Genomic DNA, 21400 nt, shown 5'->3' with positions numbered 1-21400 from the left:
GAGACCTCACGGTCATCCCGCGGTGCGGGACGTCGACGACGTCACGCACATGTCGATGGGGGCTACCGCCCGCACCCTGCGCCGATGCTCACCCCAGGGCGCTCAAGTACCGCCAGCCCACCTCAGCGAACAACGGATCCCCACCCTGCAGACGCTGCTGCAGGCTCGCGGCCAAGGCCAGCACCTGCTGGGCCTCCGGCGGTTCGACGTGCCCGGCTACCACCTCTGCAGCCAGCTCGTCCTCGTCCACGACGTGGGCTGGCCCGCCGGGCGACCATGCGAGATCGACCTCCAGGTCGACGTAGTCGATGCACTGCGACGTCACCACGACGGGACGGCAAACGTCGATGCTCACCCAACGCGGCTGCGCCCACCACCACGCCACCCAGTCGCTACCCGGGGCGACCAGCTGCACTCCGTTGCACGGCAGCGTGAACGACGGACCGTCCGCCGCGGTGTGCACCGCACCTTGGGGGCAGAAGTACCAGCCGCCATGGACGTCGACGGCCACGCACTCAGCCGACCACGAGCTGTACCCGCCGTCCAGCTTGCGCTTGGTCACCGTGATCATTGGACGACCGTAGGGCCAAGATGCCCCGACGACCTCACGGTCATCCCGCAGAGTGCGAGCCGCTAGCCGGGCACTGGTCAACTGCTGAGCCCACTTGAGAAGGTGCGAGGGTGGATCACGATCACGACAGCACCGCCGCACCGGTCTACGCCCGCCGGACCGCGCGGGTGATCGTGCTCGATGCCCACCACCGCGTGCTGCTGCTGCGCGTGCACCGGATTCCCCACGATCCGAGCGCCGGAGTGGACTGGTACACCCCCGGCGGCGGCGTTGAACCCGGCGAGACCGTGCGCCAGGCCGCGGTCCGAGAACTGCATGAGGAGACCGGCCTGATCGCCGCCGCGGAGGATCTGCAGCCAGTGGCCACCACCAGCGGCCACGCCGAGGCGGACTGGATCAGCGGCCTGGTCCGAGACGACTTCTTCCTACTGACCATCGACCACCACCAGGTCGACACCTCCGGGCAGACCGATCAGGAACAGCACACCCACGACGGCTTCTGCTGGTGGAACGTCGCCGACCTGGACGAAACCAATGACCGGATCTACCCACCCTCGCTGCCGCAACTACTACCCCGGCTGATGACCGGAGAGGTCCAGGATCGGATCGTCCACCTGCCCTGGGTGTGGTGAGCAAAGACGGAGCGAGGATCCGGTCTTGGCGTCTCTGCGACAAGTCGGGTGAGTTGGTTCCCACGCACGACGTCAGCGGATCGATCACCCTGCTACGAGCAAGAACGGGCAGCAGCATTCCCAACGTCACCACGCGTCATCGCCGCCCCTTAAACGCTCGGACATCCCGCGTTGTGCGTGGTCGCCAGCGGTCGGCGACATCGCGGTCGTGGCGATCTGCGGGAGGTCTGCGCGCCGCACGATCGTCCATCGGACAAGCCGAACGGACCGGCGCATCGGGCGGGTCACCGGGTTAGGCGACGAGACGCCAAGATCGTCTCGTGGTCGACCTGCGCTCCCCCTCGACGCGCCGCCTGGCTGTGGTGGCCTTCGCCGTGTACGTGCTCGTGCTCGCCGGGGTGGCGTTCCTGCCGCTCCCCGGGCCCCCTGCGCCCGGAACGCAAGGGGAGGTCGCGGTCAACCTGTCCCTGTCGCGACCCGACCTGCTCGGTGGGTGGGAAGCCCAGCGCAACGTCTTGATGACGGTGCCGTTCGGAGTCCTGCTGCCGTTGGTGGTGCGGTGGCGCTACGAGCTGATGGTGCTGGCGTGCGTGGGGGTGACGCTGATCATCGAGACCGGGCAGCTGCTGGGCTCGCTGGCCGCGGGGTGGGCGTGGCGCGCCTTCGACGTCAACGACCTGCTCAACAACACCGTGGGGGGCCTGCTGGGTCTGGCCCTGACCGGCGCGGCCCTGCTCCTGACCCGCCGCCCGCACCAGCCCCGTCGGCGGCTGCCGCTGCACAGGTTGGTCGCGGGGACCTTGGCCGCCGGCCTGGTGGGCTGGGCGGCGATCTCCACGCTGACCACACCGCCGTACGCGCCCCCGGTCGACGCGTGTGAGCAACCGCCCGCCGGTGCGACGACCGAGTTGCCCGGCGGTGTCAGCGCCTACGCCGCCGCCGACGGCTCGTTGTGCATCACCGGTGCCGCGCTCGGTTCGACCTCGGTGGCGCCCGACACCGAGCCGGGACTCGTGGCGGCGGTCGAGGAGGAAGGCGGCGGCGGGGTGGAGGTCGGCGTCGCCCCACCCGGTGCTGCGCAGGCCCCCGACGGGCGCGGGAACCCCGTGCGGACCTACGCGGTGGAGGGTGCGGACCTGCGGGTGTGGACGGCGTCCCTGCCCGGAGGTGACTGATCACCTGCACGTTCCCGAGGACGTCGCGGCCAGGTGCACCGGTCAGCAGGCGGCAACGAAGTGGTCATCACGGTATCGATGGCCCAGGGCCGACCAGGCAGCCGTCACGGAGCCACCGGACCGCGCACCTCACGCTCACTGCGCAGACTCTTCCTGCCAGTAGGTCTCCTGCGGCACCGTGTCTGGTGCCAGCAGCAAAGGGTTGCTGGTGCACCTGGACACCACCGGATCACCGCCCAGCTTCCGCTGACCGTCGAGGTCCTGGATGAGTAACGCGGGGTCCGGTGGCCTCAGGACGGGAGTGACTGGCGACAGGGCTACGCGCCATCGAGCGCCGATCAGTGAGCGACCGGCTTCCACGTCCTGAGACCAACCGGGTGCCCACCTGCTGCTCCAACAGCAAGGAGGACACCATGAGTGTCGAACAAATCCACCGAACTCGTACAGAGGTAATCCCCGGTGCGCCCGCACCGACCGCGGCACCCACCGCAGGCATCGACTGGGCCAGCACCGACCACGCCATCGCCGTCGTCGACGCCCACGGCGTCCAGACCGTCCGCGAGATGGTCGAGCACACCACTGACGGCCTCGCGCGGATGATCCGAGTGCTGACCCGCACCGGAGTTCACGAGGTCGCCATCGAACGCGGCGACGGACCCGTCGTCGACGCTCTCCTGCAGGCTGGGTTCGCCGTCTTCGTCATCGCCTCGAACCAAGTGAAGAACCTCCGCCAGCGCTACGGCGCCGCCGGCAACAAGGACGACCACTTCGACGCCTACGTCCTGGCCGACACCTTGCGCACCGACCGCCGCAGGCTGCACCCCCTCACCCCAGACTCACCCGCCACGGTCACTTTGCGCATGACGGTCCGTGCCCGCAAGGACCTCGTTGCGGCCCGCATCGCGATGGCCAATCAGCTACGCGCGCAACTGGAACACGCACTGCCCGGCGCGATCAAGCTGTTCCGCGACATCGACTCCGCCATCACTCTGGCCTTCCTGACCCGCTTCCCCACCCAGGCCAAGGTCGACTGGCTGACCCCGAAACGGCTGGAGAACTGGCTGCGCACCCAGCACTACCCCCACCCCGCTCGCGCCGAACAACTCCACACCCACCTGGCCGCGGCGACCCGCGGAACCGTCGGGGACCAGGCCGAGACCCGCGCCCACGTCACCGCCGCCTTCGTCACCGGCCTGACCGCCCTACGGGCGCAGATCAAGGCGTTGGAAGAGCAGATCGAGACCCAACTACTTGCCCACCCTGACGCGGTCGTGTTCACCTCCTTGCCCAAGGCCGGGATCGTCCGCGCTGCCCGACTACTCGCTGAGATCGGCGACTGCCGCGGTCGCTACCCCACCCCGGAGTCGCTGACCAGCCTCGCCGGGGCGACCCCCTCGACGCGGCAGTCCGGCAAGGTCAAGATCGTCAGCTTCCGCTGGGCCGTCGACAAGGAACTGCGCGGGGCCGTCACCGACTTCGCTGGCGACTCCCACCACGCCAACGCCTGGGCTGCTGATCTTTACCGCAAGGCACGGGCCCGCGGCTGCGACCACCCCCACGCCACCCGCATCCTGGCTCGGGCCTGGCTGCACGTCATTTGGCGTTGTTGGCAGGACTGCGTCGCCTACGACCCCACCCAACACCGGGCTCTGCAGACCGTCCTCGCGGCGGCCGCTTGACACAGGGCTACTCATCCCGCGGTGCGCGCGAAGCGCACGGTCATCCCGTCGGCTCCGCGATCGCATGCAGCTATCGGGACCAGCTGGCGCGGCCAGCGGAGTCGCCCGACAGAAGATGCAGCCGCAGGCGATGGAAGGCTGATCAGGTGATCGCTGCCCTCGCCCTTCCAGTCACCCTCCACACCAGGACGCAGGACGTCATCCTGCGGCGAGCGGTCGTGGACGACCTGGCCGTGATCATGAAGCTGCTCTCAGACGACCCCGTCAGCGCCGCCCGGGGAGACCGCGCCGACGAAGCCGATTCGGCGGCCTATCGATCCGCGCTCGTCGAGCTGATCGCCGACCCCTCCAACGAGGTCCTCGTCGTGGTCAACGGTTCCGGCGAGGCTGTGGGCACGATGCAGCTGACCCGCATCCCCGGGATGGCGCGCCGCGGCGCCGCCCGCCTGCAGGTCGAAGCGGTGCGGGTAGGCAGCGACCACCGCTCCAGCGGCATCGGAGCAGCGATGATGCAGTGGGTCACCGACACCGCGGCACCCGCAGCGGGCGCTTCGCTCGTCCAACTGACCTCTGACGAGGCCCGCAAGGACGCTCACCGCTTCTACCAACGGCTCGGCTTCACCGGGTCTCACCGCGGGTTCAAGTTTTCGGTCGACGAGCGGCGCTGAGCTCACCCCGACGTCACGGTCATGCCGCTGTCGTGGACATCGACGCCCAAGGGTCCTGCCGTCGTCGTGGGGTCGACGCCGCAACGGCACACGTGTGCGGGTCCTACGCCTGCAGCAAGGGCCAGCTCCAGTCGATCAGCAGCTGCCACCGCCGCCACCGTCTCCGCCGCTGCACCCGCCGCCGTCGCTGAAGCCGCCGCTCCCACCGGTGCCGATTCCAGACCAGCCGATACCGCCGGATCCGCCCCTACCGTCGTCGACTACGACTCCTACGACGGCAAGCTCGTTACTTGGAGCTGAAGTTTGCCTAGTTCAGGGGATGCGTTGGGTAGGAGCGGATTGAGGGCTCTTCGGATCTGTGGATGGGTAGCCCACCCTGACCCGCGTCGTCGTCGTTAGGGTCGGGTGCCGTCAGCGGCGAGCAGTATGCGGATGCGGAAGTTGCCGAAGCTCCTGAACCCGCACGTGAAGCGGCGGAGTTTCTCGATCATGAGGTCGATGGCCTCGGCCCCGCCGTTACTGATGCCGCCGGTGTCGAAGTGAGCCAGCACCTCCGCCCGCCACGGGCGTAGGCCTTGCCCGAGGCGGGCGATCTCCAGGATCGGGCAGCGGCAAAGGGATTGCAGCACCCGCACAGCGCTAACCCGGCCCGCAGCCGCGGTGCGCAGCGTGCTGGGTGACCTCGACGTGGACTGTGATCACGTCTCCCCGCAGCTGGCTTCGGTCAACGGCACCCTCGCCGAGCTGCGGATCAGTCCCTCCGGCGCGACCCTCGCCCAGCATCTGACCTGAGCCCTGCCCCACGATCGGGCGGTCATCCCGAGAGCCGATTGGCTATCGGCGCATGCGGTCTGTCGAATACGCGTGTGCGGCGTACATCCCGCCCTGGGGCACGTTTGGATCGATGAACTCCCGAGTGCTCCCTGCAGTCGCGTCGTCCTGGGGAAAGTAGCCAACAGCCTCCCCGGCCTGGAGGTCCCACCAGCCATCAGTGTTCGCGGAGACGGCGTAGAACACTGCGGCGTGTTCCGTGGTCGTCATCGCCGCAACGAAGGCGCGGATCGCGTCCGCGGGACTGAGCCACGTCCGCTGCTCGCGAGCGGATGACGGCTGCTCCTCGTAACTGCCGATGCGCAACGAGATGGTGCTGATCTGAAACTTGTCCGCGTACAGTCGGCAGAGTGCTTCCCCCGCGACCTTCGACACCCCGTAGAAGCCGTCGGGGCGCGGCGGCATGTCGGACACCACGTGGTCACCCGCGGTGTACGAGCCCGTCAGACGGTTGCTGCTGGCGTACACGACCCGGCTCACCCCGGCCCGCCGTGCGGCCTCGAGCACGTGGTAGGTCCCGATGATGTTGGCGCCTCGGCCAGGTCGTGGAAGTCAGCCTCGTCGGCGATCCCGCCGAGATGGACCACACCGTCCGCTCCGGCGAAGAGTTCCGTCAGGGCCTCCAGATCGGCAAGGTCAACCTCTGCGACGGACTCCTGCGGGGTGCTCGGGGTGATCGGACGGATGTCGGTGGACACGAGCACCGCATGCCGCTCCAGCAGTGCCGAACGGAGCGCGGCCCCGATGTTCCCAGCAGCACCGGTGATGACCCAACGGCTTCCAGCGATACTCGACATCGTGCGATCGTACTGGCCGGGCTGCCTTCTCCCGACCGTCCGATAGCCGATCCGCTACCGGGGTTCCAGCAGCATCTTCGCGAGTTGATGGTCGGCGTGAGGCGACGTCGAGAACGGTGAAGCGGGCTCGTAGCCGAGCTGGCGATACAGCCGGTGAGCCTCGGCGAGATCATCCCGCACCGTCAACCGGAGGGTATGGACGCCGCGACGGGCGCTCAGGGTTTCGATCTCGCTCACCAACGCCTTCCCGGCGCCGCGTCCACGAGCAGAGGCATCGACGAACACCCGAGTCAACTCAGCGATCCCCGGCTCGACGATCTTCGCACCCCCGCACCCGACGACCCGCTCTCCATTCCGGACGATGACGAGGAAGCCGGAATCTCCTCTGAGATCGTCGCTGGGCTCATCAAGCATCGCCTGCTCGACCTCGACGTCGGTCGCTTCCCGACCCCAGTACCGTCCGACGATGTCCGTGAAGAAGCGTCGAACGATCGCGCGCCCGGCTGAAGACGTCGGATCGACAAGCGTCATGGAGAAGGGCCTGGTCGCGCTCGACGCGCCCACCGGTTCACGTTGCACAGACAGATTCTGCCTTACCCCCGCGACCACCGAACGCGTCTCGACAGGTGATCGGGTGTGGGACGGACCAGGCCCTCTCGACCTACCGTCGCCACGGACGGGTCCCGTCGGCGGCGAGCAGGATGCGGATCCGGTAGTTCGCGAAGTTCCGGAACCCATGAGCCAGTCGGCGGGTCTTTTCGATGATGAGGTTGATGGCCTCAGTGCCGCCGTTGCTGATGCCGTACCGGGCTGGGTCGTCGTCGAAGTAGGCCAGCACCTCGGTCCGCCAGGACCGCAGCGTCCGCCCCAGCCTGGCGATCTCTGGGATCGGACAACGGTGGAAGCTGTCGAGTACCCGCTTCGCGATGGCCCGACCTGCGGCCGGACTTGGGGCGTGGAACATCGAGCGCAGGTCCTGGTAGGCGTGCCAGGCCACGGTGACCTCCAAGCCGGGATCACCGGTCTGCAGCGCAGTTTCCAGCCGGGTCCGGCCGCGGTCGGTGAGATTCTCCCGGGCCGTGGTCAGTAGCCGGCGGATCCGGTAGAGCGGGTCGTTGCGGTGTCCGCGCCGACCTAGCGTGGCCTGTTGGACGCGTCGGCGGACCTCGTCCATGGCCGTGGAGGCGAGCTTCACAACATGGAAGGCGTCCAGCACTGTCACCGTGTCGTCGGGGAGTTCGGTGCGGATGGCGTTGGCGTAGCCGCGGAACGGGTCGAGGGCGGCATGGGTGATGCCGTCGATGAACTCGCGGGTCTGGGCGCGGATCCAGGTAGCGTAGACCGGTCCGGAACGTCCGAGGGTGACGTCGAGCAGGCGAGCGTGGACGTGGCCATGCTCGTCGCGGGTGAGGTCGACGATGGAGGTGACGGCCCGGTCGCGGTGCCGGGCGGAGGGTTTCCAGATGTGCTCGTCGACGCCGAGGGTGTCGACCCCGCCCAGCCGGGCGGAGAGGACTTGCTTTTCGTCGAGGTACTCGTGAGCGCGGGCGCGTATCGCGTTCATCAGGGCGTGCCAGTCGACGCCGAGCTGGCGGGCGAGGGCGGAGACGGTGGAGTCGTCCCAGCGCAGCGTCTGAATCGCCCAGGTCACAGCCCGAGTGGTGAGCTTCGCCCGCGCTGGCAGCGCGGGGTGCTCCTCGGACCAGACGCCGGTGGGGCAGCGTGGTTCGCGACACCGCCAGCGTCTTTTGCGCCAGATCAGCTGCACCGGGGTGGCGAAGCAGGGCGCGTCGGCAAGGCGGTGTTCACGCCGGCCGTGGTCGGCGGCGAGGACACCGCAAACCTGGCAGGCGACCGGATCTGGGCGGTTAGTCTCCACGCTCAGGCGTAGCAGCCCACGCGGGTGTTCAGCGTTGGGCGCGGTGTTAACGCCCAAGCGTTCGACATGGATCAGGTGGAGACCATCGACACCGAGAAGGTCATCGGCGACGTCGCAGAAGCGGACGCCGGCGCAGGATGAGTGGCCAACTTCGAATCTACGCATCGCTCAGGCCGCCGAGCGGTGAGGACGCGACGAACCCGGTGTTTCTGGTTCGGTCTGCGCAAGCCACCACGTTGATGTTTTCCCTAACATCAGGGCGCGGAGCGTGTGCTGGAGCTGCGCAATCGCGACTCGCCGGGAGTGCTACCGCTGCTGACGGCGCTCTTGGCGACGTGCTGGTTGCTCCAGAGAACTCCGGCACCGCCAGCGAGTATCTGCGCCAGACCGGTGACGACCAGGACCGGCTCGGCACCGACCCAGCCGATGATCGCCCCGCCGACCAGAAGTCCTAAGGATGCACCCCCCGAGTGCAGGATCGTCTCCGCGGTGAACGCAGCACGGCGTTGCGCGCCGCTCGTCTGCTCGCTGATCAGCGCGTTCAGGGCGGCGATGCCCCACGGCATCGCCGCGCCACCGACGGCGGACACCGCAGCTATCGCCACCAGGCTCGGCGCCGCGACGGGCAGCGCGATGAAGGTCAGCCCGAGCACAACCCAGGAAGTCACCATCGTGCGCCCGCGAGGCAGGCGGGTGATCACCAACGGAACGAGCAGCGATGTGAGCACCGAAGCCGCGCCGTAACCGCTCATGCCCGCAGCGATCAGCTCCCCCGGCATGGCGAGTTCCACGCCGAGGACCGCCAGGCCCAGGCTGAATCCGAACCAGCACACCCCGCCCACACCGGCCATGACGACTCCCGCGGCGATCTGCGGGTGAGCGCGCAACACCGACCTCATCGAAGGTGTCGCCGACACCAGTGCTCCAGTGCCGGCCTCTCCCTCGGTGTCCACCGTCGAGACGGGACCGGCCAAGACAGACGACTCACCCAGGAGGTCACCGCTGGGATCACTTCCGCGAGCAGCTGCCAGCGCGGGGCGAGCGGGGGTCTCCACCGTGAGCATCGCCACGGCTGCTGCCGTGACGACGGCGGCCTCGCACCACAGCAACGGCTGCGCTCCCCAGACCACGACCAGCCAGGCCCCCGCGGGCGGTGCAAAAATCATCGAAACCCGGTGCGCCAGGTCCTGCCACGCCAACCACCGCGGCGCCGTCGAAACCGCCCCCGAGGCCGTTCCGGGAAGGTCGCCGGCCTCGCTCAGGTCCGAGACCAGCGCACGTTCGGCGGGACCCAGCAGCGCCGCCGCGATCCCGGTGAACAGTCCCGACGCACACAGCACCACCGTGCCGGCCCCTCCCGTGAAACCCGCCAGCCCCGCTACCGGTACGACGGCAAGTCCACCCGCCTGCAGCAGCATGACCGCAGCAAGTTGCCTGCCGTCGGTGAGCCGCTCGCGCAGGCCCCGCCCCCACCAGCCGACGCTCAGCAGCGGCAACCCCGCCATCCCCCCGACCAACCCCATCGTCCACACCTGACCCGTCTGCTCCAACGCCACCAGCGGGAGGGCCACCGCGCTCATGCGCGCACCGATCCAGGTCACGAACGTGATCGCAGTCAAGGTCAGCAGGGATCGGCGCACCCCACGATGCTCCAGCGAAGCCGGCGACGCAGGTAGAGAGCCAGTAGCGCCGAAAGCTCATACGCTGTCGACATGACCTCACGCTTGACGGTGGATGATCTGCAACTGATCGAAGCCACGGCTCGGCACGGATCTCTGGGGGCAGCAGCTAAGGAGCTGCTCATCGCCCAGCCCTCCGCCAGTCGCCGGCTGGCAGCTCTGGAACGCCGACTCGGCACCCAACTGTTCGACCGCGACACCACCGGCGCCCGCGCGACTCCGGCTGGTCGAGAACTGGCCCGCCACGCCGCCCGCCTGCTAGCCGACCTGGACGCCCTGCCCGACCACGTCCTGGCCGCCGTCGATGCCCCCTCCCTCGCGGTGGGCACCATCCAAGCCCTGAGCCCCATGGTCTTCACCGCATTGGACATCGAACTGGCCGAGATCACCGTGCGACCAGAAGTCGACCACGGACCCGTGCTGCTGCAGTTGGTCCACGAAGGATCCCTGGACGCGGCGATCATCACCATTGGCGAGCAGACGGTGACCCCCCGCGGGTTGCAGCACTCCGTCATCGGCGTTGCCCCGCTGGTCGTCGTCCTGCCTGAAAGCGCTGACGCGCTGGGCGTGAAACGGCGCCCCTTTACCGGCCGACCAGTTCTCTACAACACGATCGATCTCGCCGGTCGATCCGTTCACCAGCGCCTGTCCGACCTCGGTGCAATCCCGCGCCCAGGGGCAACGATCGAGGCAACGTTGCGCGTCGCCCGCCACCTGCACTGCCCTGCCCTGGTGCCTGAGCTGGCCGCTCGCTGGTACGCCGCCCCCGGTGACCGGATCGTCTCCTCACCCGTGTCCGGCCAGGTGACGCTGTCGCTGTTCAGCAGACCCCCTCAGCCGTCGGTGCTGGCGCAAGCCTTGCCGCGCATCGCAGAGCGCATCCTCGGCGCTGCTTGACCGCCCCCTCCCAAGCTCACGTGCCAGGTCAGGGCTGTCTTCCCATCCACAGATCCGAAGAGCCCGGAAGGCTCTTCGGATCTGAAGGTGGGTAGCTCACCCTGACCCGCGTCGTCGTCGCCAGGGCCGGGTGCCGTCGGCAGCGAGCAGGATACGGATTCGATAATTGTCGAAGTTGCGGAACCCATGCGCCAGGCGCCGGGTCTTCTCGATGATGAGGTTGATGGCCTCGGTGCCGCCGTTGCTGATGCCGCCGGTGTCAAAGTAGGCCAGCACCTCCGCCCGCCAGGACCGTAGCGTCCGTCCCAGTCGCGCGACCTCCGGGATCGGGCAGCGGTGGAAGGAGTCGAGCACTCGCTCAGCGATGGCCCGACCAGCGCCCGGAGTGGAGGCGTGGAACATCGAGCGCAGGTCCTGGTAGGCGTGCCAAGCGACGGTGACTTCCAGACCGGGGTCGCCCGCCTGCAACGCGGCCTCGAGGCGGGCCCGTCCGCGGTCGGTGAGGTTCTCCCTGGCCGTGATCAGCAACCGCCGGATGCGGTAGAGCGGGTCGTTCTTGTGCCCACGCCGCCCGAGGGTGGCCTGCTGAACGCGGCGGCGGACCTCATCCATCGCGGTGGAGGCAAGCTTCACCACGTGGAAGGCGTCCAGGACGGTCACGGTGTCGTCGGGTAGTTCGCTGCGGATGGCGTTGGCGTAGCCGCGGAACGGGTCTAGCGAGGCGTGGGTGATGCCGTCGATGAACTCGCGGGTCTGCTGACGGATCCAGGTTGCGTAGACGGGACCGGAGCGGCCGAGGGTGACGTCGAGCAGGCGGGCGTGGACGTGGCCGTGTGCGTCGCGGGTGAGGTCGACGATAGAGGTGACGGCCCGGTCGCGGTGGCGGGCCGAGGGGCGCCAAATGTGCTCATCGACGCCAAGGGTGTCGACCCCAGCCAACCGCGCAGTGCCAGCCGGTTCGTCGTCGAGGTGCTCACGGGCCTGGGCGCGGATCGCGTTCATCAAGGTGTGCCAGTCCTCCCCCGCAAGCGGGAGGTGCCCCCAGCCCAGCTGGCGGGCCAGGGCGGAAACGGTGGAGTCGTCCCAGCGCAGCGTCTGGATCGCCCAGGCCACGGCCCGGGTGGTGAGCTTTGCCCGGACCGGTAGAGAGGGGTGTTCCTCGGACCAGACGCCGGTCGGACAGCGTGGTTCACGGCAGCGCCAACGTCGCTTGCGCCAGATGAGCTGGACCGGAGTTCCGAAGCAGGGCGCATCGGCCAGTCGATGCTCACGACGACCGTGGTCGGTGGCGATGACACCACAGCGGGCGCAGGCAACTACCGAAGGCCGAGAAGTTTCGACGGTGAGACGCAGTAGTCCGCGTGACTGGTCCGCCGCTGCGGCGGGATCGCAGCGTTCGACGCTTACTAGGTGGATGCCGTCCAAGCCGAGGAGGTCGTCCCCGCGGCGATCTACGGGTGCCGTCATCGGCGTGGTCCCACCGTGCAGTTCCCCGTCGTGAGATCAGCGCGGTGTCGAGGTGGCGACCATCTTGACCGCGAACACCGCCAGGACGCTGCCCGCCACCACCCGCTGCACCTGCATCGCACGCGGGCGCGCCTGCAACCAACTGGAGATACCGGCTGCGCCCAGCACGATGGCGCCGTTGACGGTGACCGCCACGATGATCTGCACCGCCCCCAACTGCAGGAACTGCTGCCACGTCGGCCCCGTGCCGGCGGTGATGAACTGCGGAAGCAGCGCCGCGTACATCAGTGCGATCTTGGGATTGAGCAGGTTCGTCGTCAGCCCCATGAGGAACAAACGCCGCCCGGAGTGCGGAGCCAGTCGGGCAGGGGCGAACGGCGACCCACCGCCAGGACGCAACATCCCCCAGGCCAGGTAGAGCAGGTAGCAGGCACCCGCGACCTTGACCACGTCGAAGGCCGCCGGCACCGCGGCGAACACCGCCGACAACCCTGATGAAGCCGCGCCGAGGTAGATCACGAACCCTGTCGCGACACCCGTCAGGGAGATCAGACCAGCCCGCCGGCCCTGCGCGATGGACCGTGAAGTCAGGTACACCATGTTCGGACCCGGAGTCAGGACCATGCCCAGAGCGAGGATGACCACCCCTCCCGCAGCTGCCCACGACACCACGACGCACTCCCCACCACTGTCGAACTATCCGGCCGGCACCCGTGACCCGGCTGCCGGCTGCCGGCTGGCCCACACAGGCGGGCTGGGTGCAGCCTCGTACACCACGACCTTGACGGTCCATCGCACAATGACGGGTGGAAGCGTGAAGCAGAACAGCACGGAGGACGGTCATGGACGAGCTGGCGTGCCTGCGCGCACTGCAGGCGGTGCATGTCCACGGCACCGTCACCGCCGCGGCCGGTGTCCTGCACCTGAGCCCTTCCGCCCTCAGCCAGCAGATCAAGCGTCTGGAACGGGCGAGCGGTCGCGTCCTGACCCTTCCCAGTGGCCGCCGCGTCGTGCTGACTCCTGCAGCTCACGCCCTGCTGGAGGCCGCGCTGCCCTTGGCCGACCAGCTGGCTCACGTTCTCACCGGCTCCGGCTCCGGCTCCGGTGAGGGCGACCCGCACCGGCCAGCGCAGGTTGTCGGACACGTGCGCATCGCCGCGTTCGCCACCGCCCTGCGCGCACACGTCGTGGCCGTCCTCGCACGCCTGCGCCACGAGCAGCCGGACTTGACCTGGTCGCTGATCGAGATGGACCCCGACCGAGCCCTGCCCGCCCTGACCGGCGGCGCTGTCGACATCGCCCTCGTGCACCACTGGCAGGGCCAGTCCGCCCCAGTTCATCCCGAGCTCACCCTCACCGGCGCCCACCACGACCCCGCCGACGTCATCTGCCGCCGCGACGACCCGCTCGCAGGAACCACCCCGGGTGCCGACCAGGACCACCCTGCCGGCGACACCCCCGTCGACACCGTCGACGTGAAGCAGTTGACCGCACGCGGCTGGGTTTCCACCGGAACGGGAACGGTCTGCCACGACTGGCTGCTGCACATGTTCGCCCGAGAGGGCCGACGACCCGACATCGTCGCCGAGGTCCCCGACTTCACCCTCCACCTGGAGCTCGCCCGGCACGGTCTCGCGCTGGCTCTCGTCCCCCGGATGGGTCGACCACCCCTGCACGAGGAGCTGACCACCCTCGCCCTGCCCGACGCCCCCACCCGCATCGTCAGCGTCGCCCACCGGAGCAACCAGGACGACGACCCCGCCATCGCCCTGCTCCGAGAAACCCTGCTGTCTGCCCTGCACTGACCACGAGCACGGGGACAAGGTAGAACTTGCCACCCGCAGATCCGAAGAGCCGGATTGAGACCGGCGCTGTCCGGTACCGGTGGCGCGCCTGCCCTCAACGGAACGCGGTCTCGCACCTGATCCAGGCCTCGGTCTCATCACAGACAGGGGCCTGATCGGCGACATGCTGCTCGCCTGCGCCGTAGGCGGTCTGCATCTCCGTGCAGGCTGCCTCGGCCTGCCACCCGCACCAGCACACTGCTCGCCACGAGTTTGCTGTTCTGTGCCCGCGTCCGAGCGCAGGGCGGTCGCGTCCTTTTGGGAGGCGACGCAGTTGAGGCCGCGTGGTCATCTCGGGGGGCCCGGGTTTTTGCCGTGTCGAGACAGGGGTGCCACGGCGGCCCGTCGCAGGACGGAGTTCGCGCGGGCGGCGGCCTGGCGTGAGGACGGGGTGTGGGGCAGGGCGCAGAGAAAGGCTCCAGTGATGGGGTCGCTAACTTTCCAGTGTCCGGATCCGGAGGCGTGCTCGACGGTGAACCCTTGGTCTGCGACGTGTTGCAGTACGGGTCGGATGGTGGCGCTGGCGCCCCGGAAGTTCATGCTGCCCCCTCATTACGAGGATCTCTGTGCCTTACCGCCAGAGCGCCCATCGCCACTGTCAGCGCACTCCACGTAATCGGCTGGGAGAGCCCGCTTCCCTTGAAGATGCAGCTCCACCAAGCCACTACGGCCGCAACCGCCCAGATGCCTGCGGTGAGGGCGTAGAGCTTGACTGCTCGCGTCCAGCGCGTCTTGATCACATTCGGTCCTTCCTGTCTGCTCCTTCCTGTCTGCTTCGTTGACGCTGAAGTCGCAGTCTTGACGGCTCCTCGCCTAATAACGTTCTTATGAACAACCCTGTTGAGCTACAAACGCCGGCGGCCGGTAGCGCCGCTGGCCTGGGCCTGCGCGGAGCGCTCGAGGAGGTGGGCCCGAATCTCGTCTTGGCTCATCTGCTCGCGCAGACGCAGTAGAGCGAGACGCACCAGGGCGCTGCGGCCGATGTCGACCTTCGGCCTGCTCTGCATTCCGAGGATGCGCAGCCCGTCGAGCCAGTCGATGTCGTCCTCATCGAGGCTGATCGTCACCGGCTTGACCCGGGTGGTGGGCATGGCCGCCGTCGAGGGGGCCGCTACCGGAGGCCGCACCTGCTCACGCGCGGGGGTGGGGGCGGGCGTAGTGGGTGCCGCGGTGCGCTGTGCCGCCGCGCTGTTGGGGCGGGAGCTCCCCCGCTCGCCGGTCTCTGCTGGTGCCGTCGTGCTCGAGGACGGGCTGCTCAGAGGAGCGGGGATGGCTGCGACGTCGCCCTGAGGGGTGCGCGCAGCGGATGCGGCTTCCGCGGCCTTGTCGACCGCAGGAGGGATAGCCACCTCGGGCGCGGCGGTATGGACGGGGTTCGCCGATTCGGCGGGTGTTCCCAGGGCTGTGGGGGTCTCTGGTGTGGCCGCTGGGCGTGGGTGACGGGCGGGCGGCATGGTCCGCTTGGCTCGTGTGGGCCGCTTGGCGGCGTCGCGCTGGGCCGCCAGGTCGTCGAGACCGTTCACAGGTTCTCTCCCTTCAGGGAGTCAGCCAAGGCGTGCAAGGCGTCAGCGAAGGCGGTGTAAGCCTTGGGGATGGGCTGCTCGGAGGTCAACGCGATCCGCTTCTTGCGGGTCTCGATGCCCCGCACGTAGGGGATCGGCCGCGCCACGGTGACCGGGGTGTCCTTGATGATGTTGCGGATGCGCTGGATCTCCGCAGCCGGCGGAACGCGCGGGACCATGCTGGGGGCGAGGATCAGCGGGAAGTCAGGCATCTCACGAACCATGCTCTCGGTGGCGTTGAGGTCCTTCGTGCGCAGCGGCACGGGCACGATGACATGACTGGCGGCCGCGATGGCGCCGTCCCCTGACGGTGATCCGCCTCCGTGGGTGTCGACGACGACGAAGTCACGCCCCCACTGCTCCGCCCAGGTCTCCAGGATGGTGGCCATGCTGTCCGCGTCCGGCTGGTTGAGCTGGAAGTCGGGATGGCACGGGACCAGGTCAGGCTTGCGGTGACCTTTGAGGACGCGCGGGACGGTTCCCCGCTCGATGGCGTCGAGCAGGGGTGCACGGGTGCGCGCCTCGTGGCGGTATCCCCAGATGCGGGTAGCGGAGCCGTCGTCGAACTCCAGGTCGACCAGCGGCGCGTCCAGCAGGTAGGCGAGCTCGTAGGCCAGCGTGGTCTTGCCCACGCCCCCCTTACGTGCGGCCACGGTGATGATCTTCGGCATATGAGGATCGTAGCAACTGTGAACGTTCTTCACAACAACGTAGTTACGTAGATCGTTTCCATTTCTTACTACCTAGTTGTTAGTAATAACGTTCCTGGTCCCATCTCACAGTTGTTACGTTCTTATGAGTAACGTTGTTGTGTAGACGTACGTTCGTTCGTTTGCGTTCGTTCGTTCGTACGTTATTTGATGTAGGATGTAGCCATGGCAGACATCGGGGAGCGGCCAGCAACAGGTGGGCGCGTGAAGGTTCACGAGGACGATGCGGCGCGGGCCCGGGCGTGGCGAGAGAAGCGAGCCGCCGACCGGCGCGCCGCGGGTACCTCCCCGGCGGGCCCGATGGCTGCAGCCGTACCCGTCCACCCCGAGCTCGCCGTGGCGGGCCTGGCCGCAGCGGTCGACGCGATCAAGGCCGTCCTTGCCGGTGGTCAGGTGCAGCTTGCGAGCCAGGTGGAGCAGGTTGAGCTGGCGTTGGAGCTGCTGACCGACCCCGAAGCCGTGGACGAGGCGTTGGCGGCCACACGTGCAGAAGCCGCGCGCCAGGTCGCCGAGGCGCAGGCAATGCTGACGGATGCTCAGCAGGACGCGGCGCGGGCCCGACGCGAAGGCGCAGCCGCGCGGGCGGACAGCGAGGAGGCGACGGAAGCGGCAGACGCTGCCGGGCGGGAGCTGGAGCGGGTGCAGGCTCAGCTGGCCGAGAAGGAAGCGGAGCTGGCTGCAGCTGTTGAGCACTCGGAACAGCTGAGTGGGCAGATTGAACGGATGGCCGGGGAGGCTGAGAGCACACGTCAGCAGCACATCGAGGATCTGCAGGCTCTCCAGACGGAAGCCGCCGCGCGTCAAGAGGCTGCGGTGGCGCGGGTCACGGCCCAGTCGGCTGAGGAGCAGCGGGTCTTGCGGGAGGCCAACCAGGGCGAGGTCGCTTCCCTGCGGGGGGAGCTGATCGGGGTGCAGCATGACCTCGCGGCCGAGCGGGCACAACGGGAGGCGGCGGCACGCAGTGCGGCCCAGGCAGCGGAGGCGGCGCAGCGTGAGTACACCGCGGCGCTTGATCGGCTCGAAGCGCAGGCAGCGCAGCGGCAGGAGGCTGCGGTGACCGCCGTGCGTTCGGTCCTGGAGGCACGCGTAGAAGCGCGTGAGCAGGTCCTGGAGGTCGAGCGAGAGCGCTCAGCAGAGCTGCGGGCGCAGCTGGATCATGCACGTCAGGAGCGGGCACGGGAACGGGACCAGGGCTGACTCTCAACCCCAGCCAAGCCGTCAGTGACGACCAGGCGAGCCATCACTGACGACTGGGGAATGTGCGACCCTCACGACTCGACCCGGCGGTCCGGCCCGCCCGACCAGGCCAACCGACAGGGGGAGTAGGGCGTGCAGCTGTACCGGCTCATGACGAACATGCTCGTCGGCCCCGTGTGCCGGCTGCTGTACCGACCGCGGGTCAGTGGGCTGGAGAACATCCCAGGGCAAGGACCGGCGTTCGTGGCCGCCAACCACCTGTCGATGATGGATCCGGTCTTCCTCCCCGTGGTCCTGCCTCGCCAGGTCTCCTTCATCGCCAAGGCGAGCCTCTTCAGCGGCCGCGGTCTACGCGGCCGGTTGGTAGGCGGGTTCGTCCGCGGAGTCGGCATGATCCCGGTGGATCGTTCCGGTGGTCGTGCCTCTCAGGCCGGCATCGACGCCGCCGTTGAAGCGCTGGGCCAGGGGAGACTCTTCGGCATCTTCCCCGAGGGCACGCGCTCACCCGATGGACGGCTGTACCGCGGGCGAACTGGCGTAGCGCGCATCGCGCTGGACTCTGATGTCCCTGTCATCCCAGTGGCGATGGTGGGGACCGACGCGCTGTTCCGACGCACCAAGCTGCCACGCGTCCGCCGGGTAGGAGTGATCGTCGGCAAGCCCCTGGACTTCTCCCACTACCGCGGCCGCCACGACGACCCCGTGGTGCTGCGGGCGATCACGGACGAGATCCAAGCGGCCATCCAGGCGCTGTCGGGTCAGGAGTACGTCGATGTCTACTCCGCTGACTCTTCGAGGAGCCGCCGACGAGAGGTGAGCCGAGACGCTACTGAGCCAGGATCAGCGAGTGTCGTGACCACCGGCCTCTGAACGCTCAGAGCCAGTCGGGTTCAGCCCGCTTCTCCTCGAGCCAGATGAGGAACTCGTCGGTGGCGTGCGCGACGGTGCGCTGCTGGACCGAGGAGTGCCCGCCGATGGTGGGGACCCAGTCCTCGACGGTCTCGTAGACCGCGCCCCGCAGCGACGTCAGGACGATGCCGAGCACGGGTGCCGGTTCATCGCCCCAGCCGAGCTCCAGGAGCCGGCTGCGATCAGCCAGGGTGAGGCGGGACCACCAGTAGTCCCAGTCGTGGCCGTCCCACCAGTCATCGGGGTGACCCCAGAGCAGTGCCGGCACCCCATCATCATGAACGGCGACTCGCACAAGTGTTCGACCAGGGTGATCATCGGCGCGGCGGACGCTACTCCGCTGGGGCTGTAGTAACACCGGCTCCGTCCCCCGACAGGGCCGTCTACCGCCTGGCGGCTACGACTGCCCCGGCGGGGGCCAGCAGGTGTGCAAAGACATCCCCGTCGAGGGGATCCGCCACCGATCCCGCTCCGTGTCGCCCGTCGCGGAGGTCGATGACGTCAGGCGCGCTGCGGTCGTGGTGCTCAGCGGGAACGCGGCGGGGTCGGGGCAGGTCCCAACGGGCGCGGTGCTCGGCCCAGGCCCCGGCCAGCTCGACCTGGGTGTGCTCGGGCAGGCGGTGGTAGGCCCAGGCCCGCTGGATGCTGCGCCACTCCCGTTGGTCGCTGCTCAGGCCGTTCCACCAGGCAGTCCAGCGGTCGCGCTCGACAACACCGGCCCGCGTGCGGCGGACGGCCAGCTGCCGCTTGCGAGCAGCCTGCTGGGCGGGGGAGAGGACGGCGAAGACGGCCGCCGCGGCGACGGTTCGCTCTCGGCGGGCGTCGGAGGTGAGCTCGTTCCACCACGCCTTCTGGCGGCTGAGGTCGACCTTGGCCTGGCGGGCGAGGACCTGCTGGCGCTCCGCCAGCCACCGCTGGCGACGGGCATCGGCGTCGAACCGAGCTCGGTACTCGTGGCGTTCGTGTTCGACCACGGCGCGGACGCTGAGCTGCTGCCGGCGTCCCTGCTGCTCGAGAACCGCTGCGGTGCTGCTGGCGTCGTCCTCATCGAGGGGACTCCAGTGACCGTGGGCGTCGACGGAGGCCAGGTGGTGTTCGGAGAGGTACTGCAGGTGCCCACGGACGGTCCGTTCCTGGTCGTGGGTCGGAAGGGCGGTGCTGATCAGGCCAGCGGCATGGGCGAGATCGGGGACGGAGCGCGAGGTCGGGCCAACGTGAAGGGCCTCGAGCAGGTGGACGCGGGGCAGGCCGAGGGCTCGGCGGAGGGGGAGGGCGGCTCTCCAGGGGGTGGGAGCGGCGTGGGGGGGTGGAACCCGAGTTGGCTCAAAGGTGCCCACACCCCCACTGTTGCTTGCCGGTGGGGGTGGTGACGTGTCCTCGGCGGGGTGGGTGAACCGGACGGGGAGGCTCCAGACGTCACCGGTGCCGGCGCTCTCACCGCGCTGCGGGGTGGTCTCGATCCGCAGCAGGTCTGCTCGGGTGGCGAGGAAGTCGCGTGCGGTGGCAACGGTGTTGCGGGAGGCGATGGGGGTGTCGAGCAGGACGTCGCGCTGAGGCAGTGCGACGGCGGTCGCCTCGCAGCGGGCCATGCGGTCCAGGGCGTAGCGCATGAGCTCGCGCAGGGTGTGCCGCGACTGCGCGGGCCAGGACCGCCACGTCGCTTCCAGCTCGACGTGAGCCCGGGTGATCGCCTCGTGGGCTGCCCTGGCTGAGGCCTCAGCAGCCGGGTCTGCGGAGTCTGCTGAGTCTGCTGCGTCCGTAAGGTTCGTCGGGGCCAAGTGGGCAGTGCTGCCGGCGGTGCTGCGGTGGGTGCGCTCGGAGCGTTGCTGGGCCAGCCAGGCGTCGGCCTCGCTGACACGGCGGTTCCACTCGTTCCACCACCAGCGCTGTCCGTTGCTGCGGGCCTTCACGAAAGCGGTGGGGTGGGCGGTGGTGATGAGGTCCCATGCCTGCTGGGCGTTGTACCCGGCCAGGACCAGCTGGCGGGTGGCGTCGTACTCGATGGTGGAGCGCGTGGTGGGGGAGCGGTCGACCCCGGCCGCGGTCGCCGCCGACCGCCCCTCCCGCAGGTAGGCCGCCCACGCGGGAGGCAGGTCGCGGCGGGGGCGGGGCAGGGGCACCAGCGGTTCCAGCAGCCCGGTCGATCGCGCAGCAGCACGAGGCGACCGGCGGTCGGCGGGGGAGCTGGCCGAGGAGCTGACAGCAGAGGCGGTGCGGGACTCGCGCAGACGCGGGGAGAGCGTCTGCAGGTGGGCCGGGAGCGAGGCCAGCGCCTCGGCGAGGACGTCTTCGTCGAGCGCGGGGGTGGGCTTGCAGCGGTGCGGGGCGCTCAGGGGGCGCAGCTGGGTGCGGACGTCGAGGTGGGCTCGGCTCAGCGGACGGGCGGGACGTCCGGTGCGGGGGTCGGCCTTGCGTCCCAGCTCTCGGCGCAACCGCTCGACGAGGTCCTCGAAGTCGGCGCGGTGGACAGCTGGGACCAGCAGCAGGTGGGCGCGGCCGTCTGCACCGCCGGAGGGGCGCGTCAGGTGCCACAGGCCGCGGGCGGTGCAGAAGCTCTGGAGGGTGGAGAGGATGTCGCCGGCGAAGGTGGGGGAGTCGATGTCGACGCCTACGACGTCCTCGCGCAGGGTGCCGACCACGCTGGCGACCCGGCCCTGGCCGATGAGGGACAGCGCTTGCGGCAGTGTCGCGGGACGGACGCCCTTGACCGCGACGTTGGCGGCGTCGATGGCCAGCCAGGGACCGGTGGTGAACAGCTGCTCGTCCAGGGCCCGCAGCAGGGTGCGCGAACCAGACGATTCGCCCCCGATCGGCGCGACACGTCGCGCATCGGGTGGTCGAATCTCGGACTGCTGTCGTACGCTAGACACAAGCCTCCCGCCAAGGGGCACGAGAAAGGCAGG

At 69.1% G+C, this 21400-nt stretch carries 22 protein-coding genes; 9 read left to right on the top strand and 13 right to left on the bottom strand.

The window, feature by feature from the left end; translation table 11 throughout:
- Window positions 1-88 precede the first annotated feature (88 nt).
- A complete protein-coding gene (locus tag SJY07_RS25820) occupies window positions 89-511 on the bottom strand; it encodes a DUF402 domain-containing protein (RefSeq protein WP_380162826.1) in 423 nt (140 codons plus the stop codon).
- A 170-nt stretch (window positions 512-681) separates the two neighbouring features.
- Here SJY07_RS25820 and SJY07_RS25815 point away from each other — a divergent pair, with 170 nt between their 5' ends.
- The 4 genes from SJY07_RS25815 to SJY07_RS25800 all read left to right on the top strand — a co-directional run bounded on the left by SJY07_RS25815 (window position 682) and on the right by SJY07_RS25800 (window position 4725).
- Complete coding sequence (locus SJY07_RS25815) at window positions 682-1203, top strand: NUDIX hydrolase (protein WP_380162824.1); 522 nt, start codon at window positions 682-684, stop codon at window positions 1201-1203.
- A gap of 320 nt (window positions 1204-1523) precedes the next feature.
- Window positions 1524-2378 carry a VanZ family protein gene (locus SJY07_RS25810; protein WP_380162822.1) on the top strand — a complete coding sequence of 285 codons (855 nt, stop codon included), beginning with the start codon at window positions 1524-1526 and terminating at the stop codon, window positions 2376-2378.
- Between the two features lie 413 nt (window positions 2379-2791).
- Window positions 2792-4057: an IS110 family transposase gene (locus SJY07_RS25805; protein ID WP_380162820.1), complete on the top strand. Its 1266-nt coding sequence runs from the start codon at window positions 2792-2794 to the stop codon at window positions 4055-4057.
- Window positions 4054-4725, top strand: a complete 672-nt coding sequence (locus SJY07_RS25800; RefSeq protein WP_380162818.1) for a GNAT family N-acetyltransferase — start codon at window positions 4054-4056, stop codon at window positions 4723-4725. Before SJY07_RS25805 ends, SJY07_RS25800 begins: the two co-directional genes overlap by 4 nt.
- A 395-nt stretch (window positions 4726-5120) precedes the next feature.
- Here SJY07_RS25800 and SJY07_RS25795 read toward each other — a convergent pair whose 3' ends face one another.
- Window positions 5121-5393: a transposase gene (locus SJY07_RS25795; protein WP_380162835.1), complete on the bottom strand. Its 273-nt coding sequence runs from the start codon at window positions 5391-5393 to the stop codon at window positions 5121-5123.
- On the opposite strand from SJY07_RS25795, the gene SJY07_RS25790 reads away from it, so the two are divergent.
- Window positions 5386-5517 carry a hypothetical protein gene (locus SJY07_RS25790; protein WP_380162816.1) on the top strand — a complete coding sequence of 44 codons (132 nt, stop codon included), beginning with the start codon at window positions 5386-5388 and terminating at the stop codon, window positions 5515-5517. The two genes, SJY07_RS25795 and SJY07_RS25790, sit on opposite strands and share 8 nt — an antisense overlap.
- Before the next feature lie 42 nt (window positions 5518-5559).
- On the opposite strand, the gene SJY07_RS25785 is transcribed toward SJY07_RS25790, so the two are convergent.
- From SJY07_RS25785 to SJY07_RS25765, 5 genes are all read right to left on the bottom strand, one after another.
- Window positions 5560-6063, bottom strand: a complete 504-nt coding sequence (locus tag SJY07_RS25785) for an NAD-dependent epimerase/dehydratase family protein (protein ID WP_380162814.1) — start codon at window positions 6061-6063, stop codon at window positions 5560-5562.
- Complete coding sequence (locus tag SJY07_RS25780; protein ID WP_380162812.1) at window positions 6033-6353, bottom strand: NAD-dependent epimerase/dehydratase family protein; 321 nt, start codon at window positions 6351-6353, stop codon at window positions 6033-6035. Before SJY07_RS25780 ends, SJY07_RS25785 begins: the two co-directional genes overlap by 31 nt.
- 54 nt (window positions 6354-6407) lie before the next feature.
- On the bottom strand, window positions 6408-6932 hold the full coding sequence (locus SJY07_RS25775) for a GNAT family N-acetyltransferase (RefSeq protein ID WP_380162809.1): 525 nt from the start codon (window positions 6930-6932) through the stop codon (window positions 6408-6410).
- Window positions 6933-7014: 82 nt separating this feature from the next.
- Window positions 7015-8397: an ISL3 family transposase gene (locus SJY07_RS25770; protein ID WP_380162807.1), complete on the bottom strand. Its 1383-nt coding sequence runs from the start codon at window positions 8395-8397 to the stop codon at window positions 7015-7017.
- An 89-nt stretch (window positions 8398-8486) separates the two neighbouring features.
- Window positions 8487-9872: an MFS transporter gene (locus tag SJY07_RS25765; protein ID WP_380162805.1), complete on the bottom strand. Its 1386-nt coding sequence runs from the start codon at window positions 9870-9872 to the stop codon at window positions 8487-8489.
- Window positions 9873-9944: 72 nt separating this feature from the next.
- Between SJY07_RS25765 and SJY07_RS25760 the strand changes: the two genes are divergently transcribed.
- A complete protein-coding gene (locus SJY07_RS25760; RefSeq protein ID WP_380162803.1) occupies window positions 9945-10808 on the top strand; it encodes a LysR family transcriptional regulator in 864 nt (287 codons plus the stop codon).
- A gap of 96 nt (window positions 10809-10904) precedes the next feature.
- Here SJY07_RS25760 and SJY07_RS25755 read toward each other — a convergent pair whose 3' ends face one another.
- Together SJY07_RS25755 and SJY07_RS25750 are read right to left on the bottom strand one after the other, a co-directional pair.
- Entirely contained in the window at window positions 10905-12275 is a 1371-nt protein-coding gene (locus tag SJY07_RS25755; protein WP_380162801.1) for an ISL3 family transposase, read from the bottom strand.
- A 36-nt stretch (window positions 12276-12311) separates the two neighbouring features.
- Window positions 12312-12947, bottom strand: coding sequence for a LysE family translocator (locus tag SJY07_RS25750; protein ID WP_380162799.1), 636 nt, complete (start codon window positions 12945-12947; stop codon window positions 12312-12314).
- Window positions 12948-13117: 170 nt separating this feature from the next.
- Here SJY07_RS25750 and SJY07_RS25745 point away from each other — a divergent pair, with 170 nt between their 5' ends.
- Window positions 13118-14080, top strand: a complete 963-nt coding sequence (locus SJY07_RS25745; RefSeq protein ID WP_380162797.1) for a LysR family transcriptional regulator — start codon at window positions 13118-13120, stop codon at window positions 14078-14080.
- Between the two features lie 884 nt (window positions 14081-14964).
- On the opposite strand, the gene SJY07_RS25740 is transcribed toward SJY07_RS25745, so the two are convergent.
- The gene (locus SJY07_RS25740) at window positions 14965-15210 is read right to left on the bottom strand and encodes a hypothetical protein (protein WP_380162795.1); all 246 of its coding nucleotides are present in this window, start codon (window positions 15208-15210) and stop codon (window positions 14965-14967) included.
- 428 nt (window positions 15211-15638) lie between these two features.
- Window positions 15639-16352, bottom strand: a complete 714-nt coding sequence (locus SJY07_RS25735; protein WP_380162793.1) for a ParA family protein — start codon at window positions 16350-16352, stop codon at window positions 15639-15641.
- A gap of 204 nt (window positions 16353-16556) precedes the next feature.
- Between SJY07_RS25735 and SJY07_RS25730 the strand changes: the two genes are divergently transcribed.
- Both SJY07_RS25730 and SJY07_RS25725 read left to right on the top strand, forming a co-directional pair.
- Window positions 16557-17588, top strand: a complete 1032-nt coding sequence (locus SJY07_RS25730; protein WP_380162791.1) for a hypothetical protein — start codon at window positions 16557-16559, stop codon at window positions 17586-17588.
- Window positions 17589-17720: 132 nt separating this feature from the next.
- Window positions 17721-18458 carry a lysophospholipid acyltransferase family protein gene (locus SJY07_RS25725; RefSeq protein ID WP_380162789.1) on the top strand — a complete coding sequence of 246 codons (738 nt, stop codon included), beginning with the start codon at window positions 17721-17723 and terminating at the stop codon, window positions 18456-18458.
- Window positions 18459-18462: 4 nt separating this feature from the next.
- Here SJY07_RS25725 and SJY07_RS25720 read toward each other — a convergent pair whose 3' ends face one another.
- Together SJY07_RS25720 and SJY07_RS25715 are read right to left on the bottom strand one after the other, a co-directional pair.
- Entirely contained in the window at window positions 18463-18765 is a 303-nt protein-coding gene (locus SJY07_RS25720) for a hypothetical protein (protein WP_380162787.1), read from the bottom strand.
- A gap of 115 nt (window positions 18766-18880) precedes the next feature.
- Complete coding sequence (locus SJY07_RS25715; RefSeq protein WP_380162785.1) at window positions 18881-21367, bottom strand: hypothetical protein; 2487 nt, start codon at window positions 21365-21367, stop codon at window positions 18881-18883.
- Window positions 21368-21400 lie beyond the last annotated feature (33 nt).

Source organism: Kineococcus sp. R86509, from assembly GCF_042466365.1.
GTDB lineage: Bacteria > Actinomycetota > Actinomycetes > Actinomycetales > Kineococcaceae > Kineococcus.
The sequence above is the reverse complement of the archived record's forward strand: the minus strand, read 5'-3'. Positions and strand labels throughout refer to the sequence as shown.

Bases quoted from the DNA above. Each gene is read 5' to 3' on its own strand.
- SJY07_RS25740 (WP_380162795.1), bottom strand. From the start codon at position 15,210: ATGCCCACCACCCGGGTCAAGCCGGTGACGATCAGCCTCGATGAGGAC.
- SJY07_RS25745 (WP_380162797.1), top strand. From the start codon at position 13,118: ATGGACGAGCTGGCGTGCCTGCGCGCACTGCAGGCGGTGCATGTCCAC.
- SJY07_RS25780 (WP_380162812.1), bottom strand. From the start codon at position 6,353: ATGTCGAGTATCGCTGGAAGCCGTTGGGTCATCACCGGTGCTGCTGGG.
- SJY07_RS25730 (WP_380162791.1), top strand. From the start codon at position 16,557: ATGGCAGACATCGGGGAGCGGCCAGCAACAGGTGGGCGCGTGAAGGTT.
- SJY07_RS25760 (WP_380162803.1), top strand. From the start codon at position 9,945: ATGACCTCACGCTTGACGGTGGATGATCTGCAACTGATCGAAGCCACG.
- SJY07_RS25805 (WP_380162820.1), top strand. From the start codon at position 2,792: ATGAGTGTCGAACAAATCCACCGAACTCGTACAGAGGTAATCCCCGGT.
- SJY07_RS25755 (WP_380162801.1), bottom strand. From the start codon at position 12,275: ATGACGGCACCCGTAGATCGCCGCGGGGACGACCTCCTCGGCTTGGAC.
- SJY07_RS25770 (WP_380162807.1), bottom strand. From the start codon at position 8,397: ATGCGTAGATTCGAAGTTGGCCACTCATCCTGCGCCGGCGTCCGCTTC.
- SJY07_RS25735 (WP_380162793.1), bottom strand. From the start codon at position 16,352: ATGCCGAAGATCATCACCGTGGCCGCACGTAAGGGGGGCGTGGGCAAG.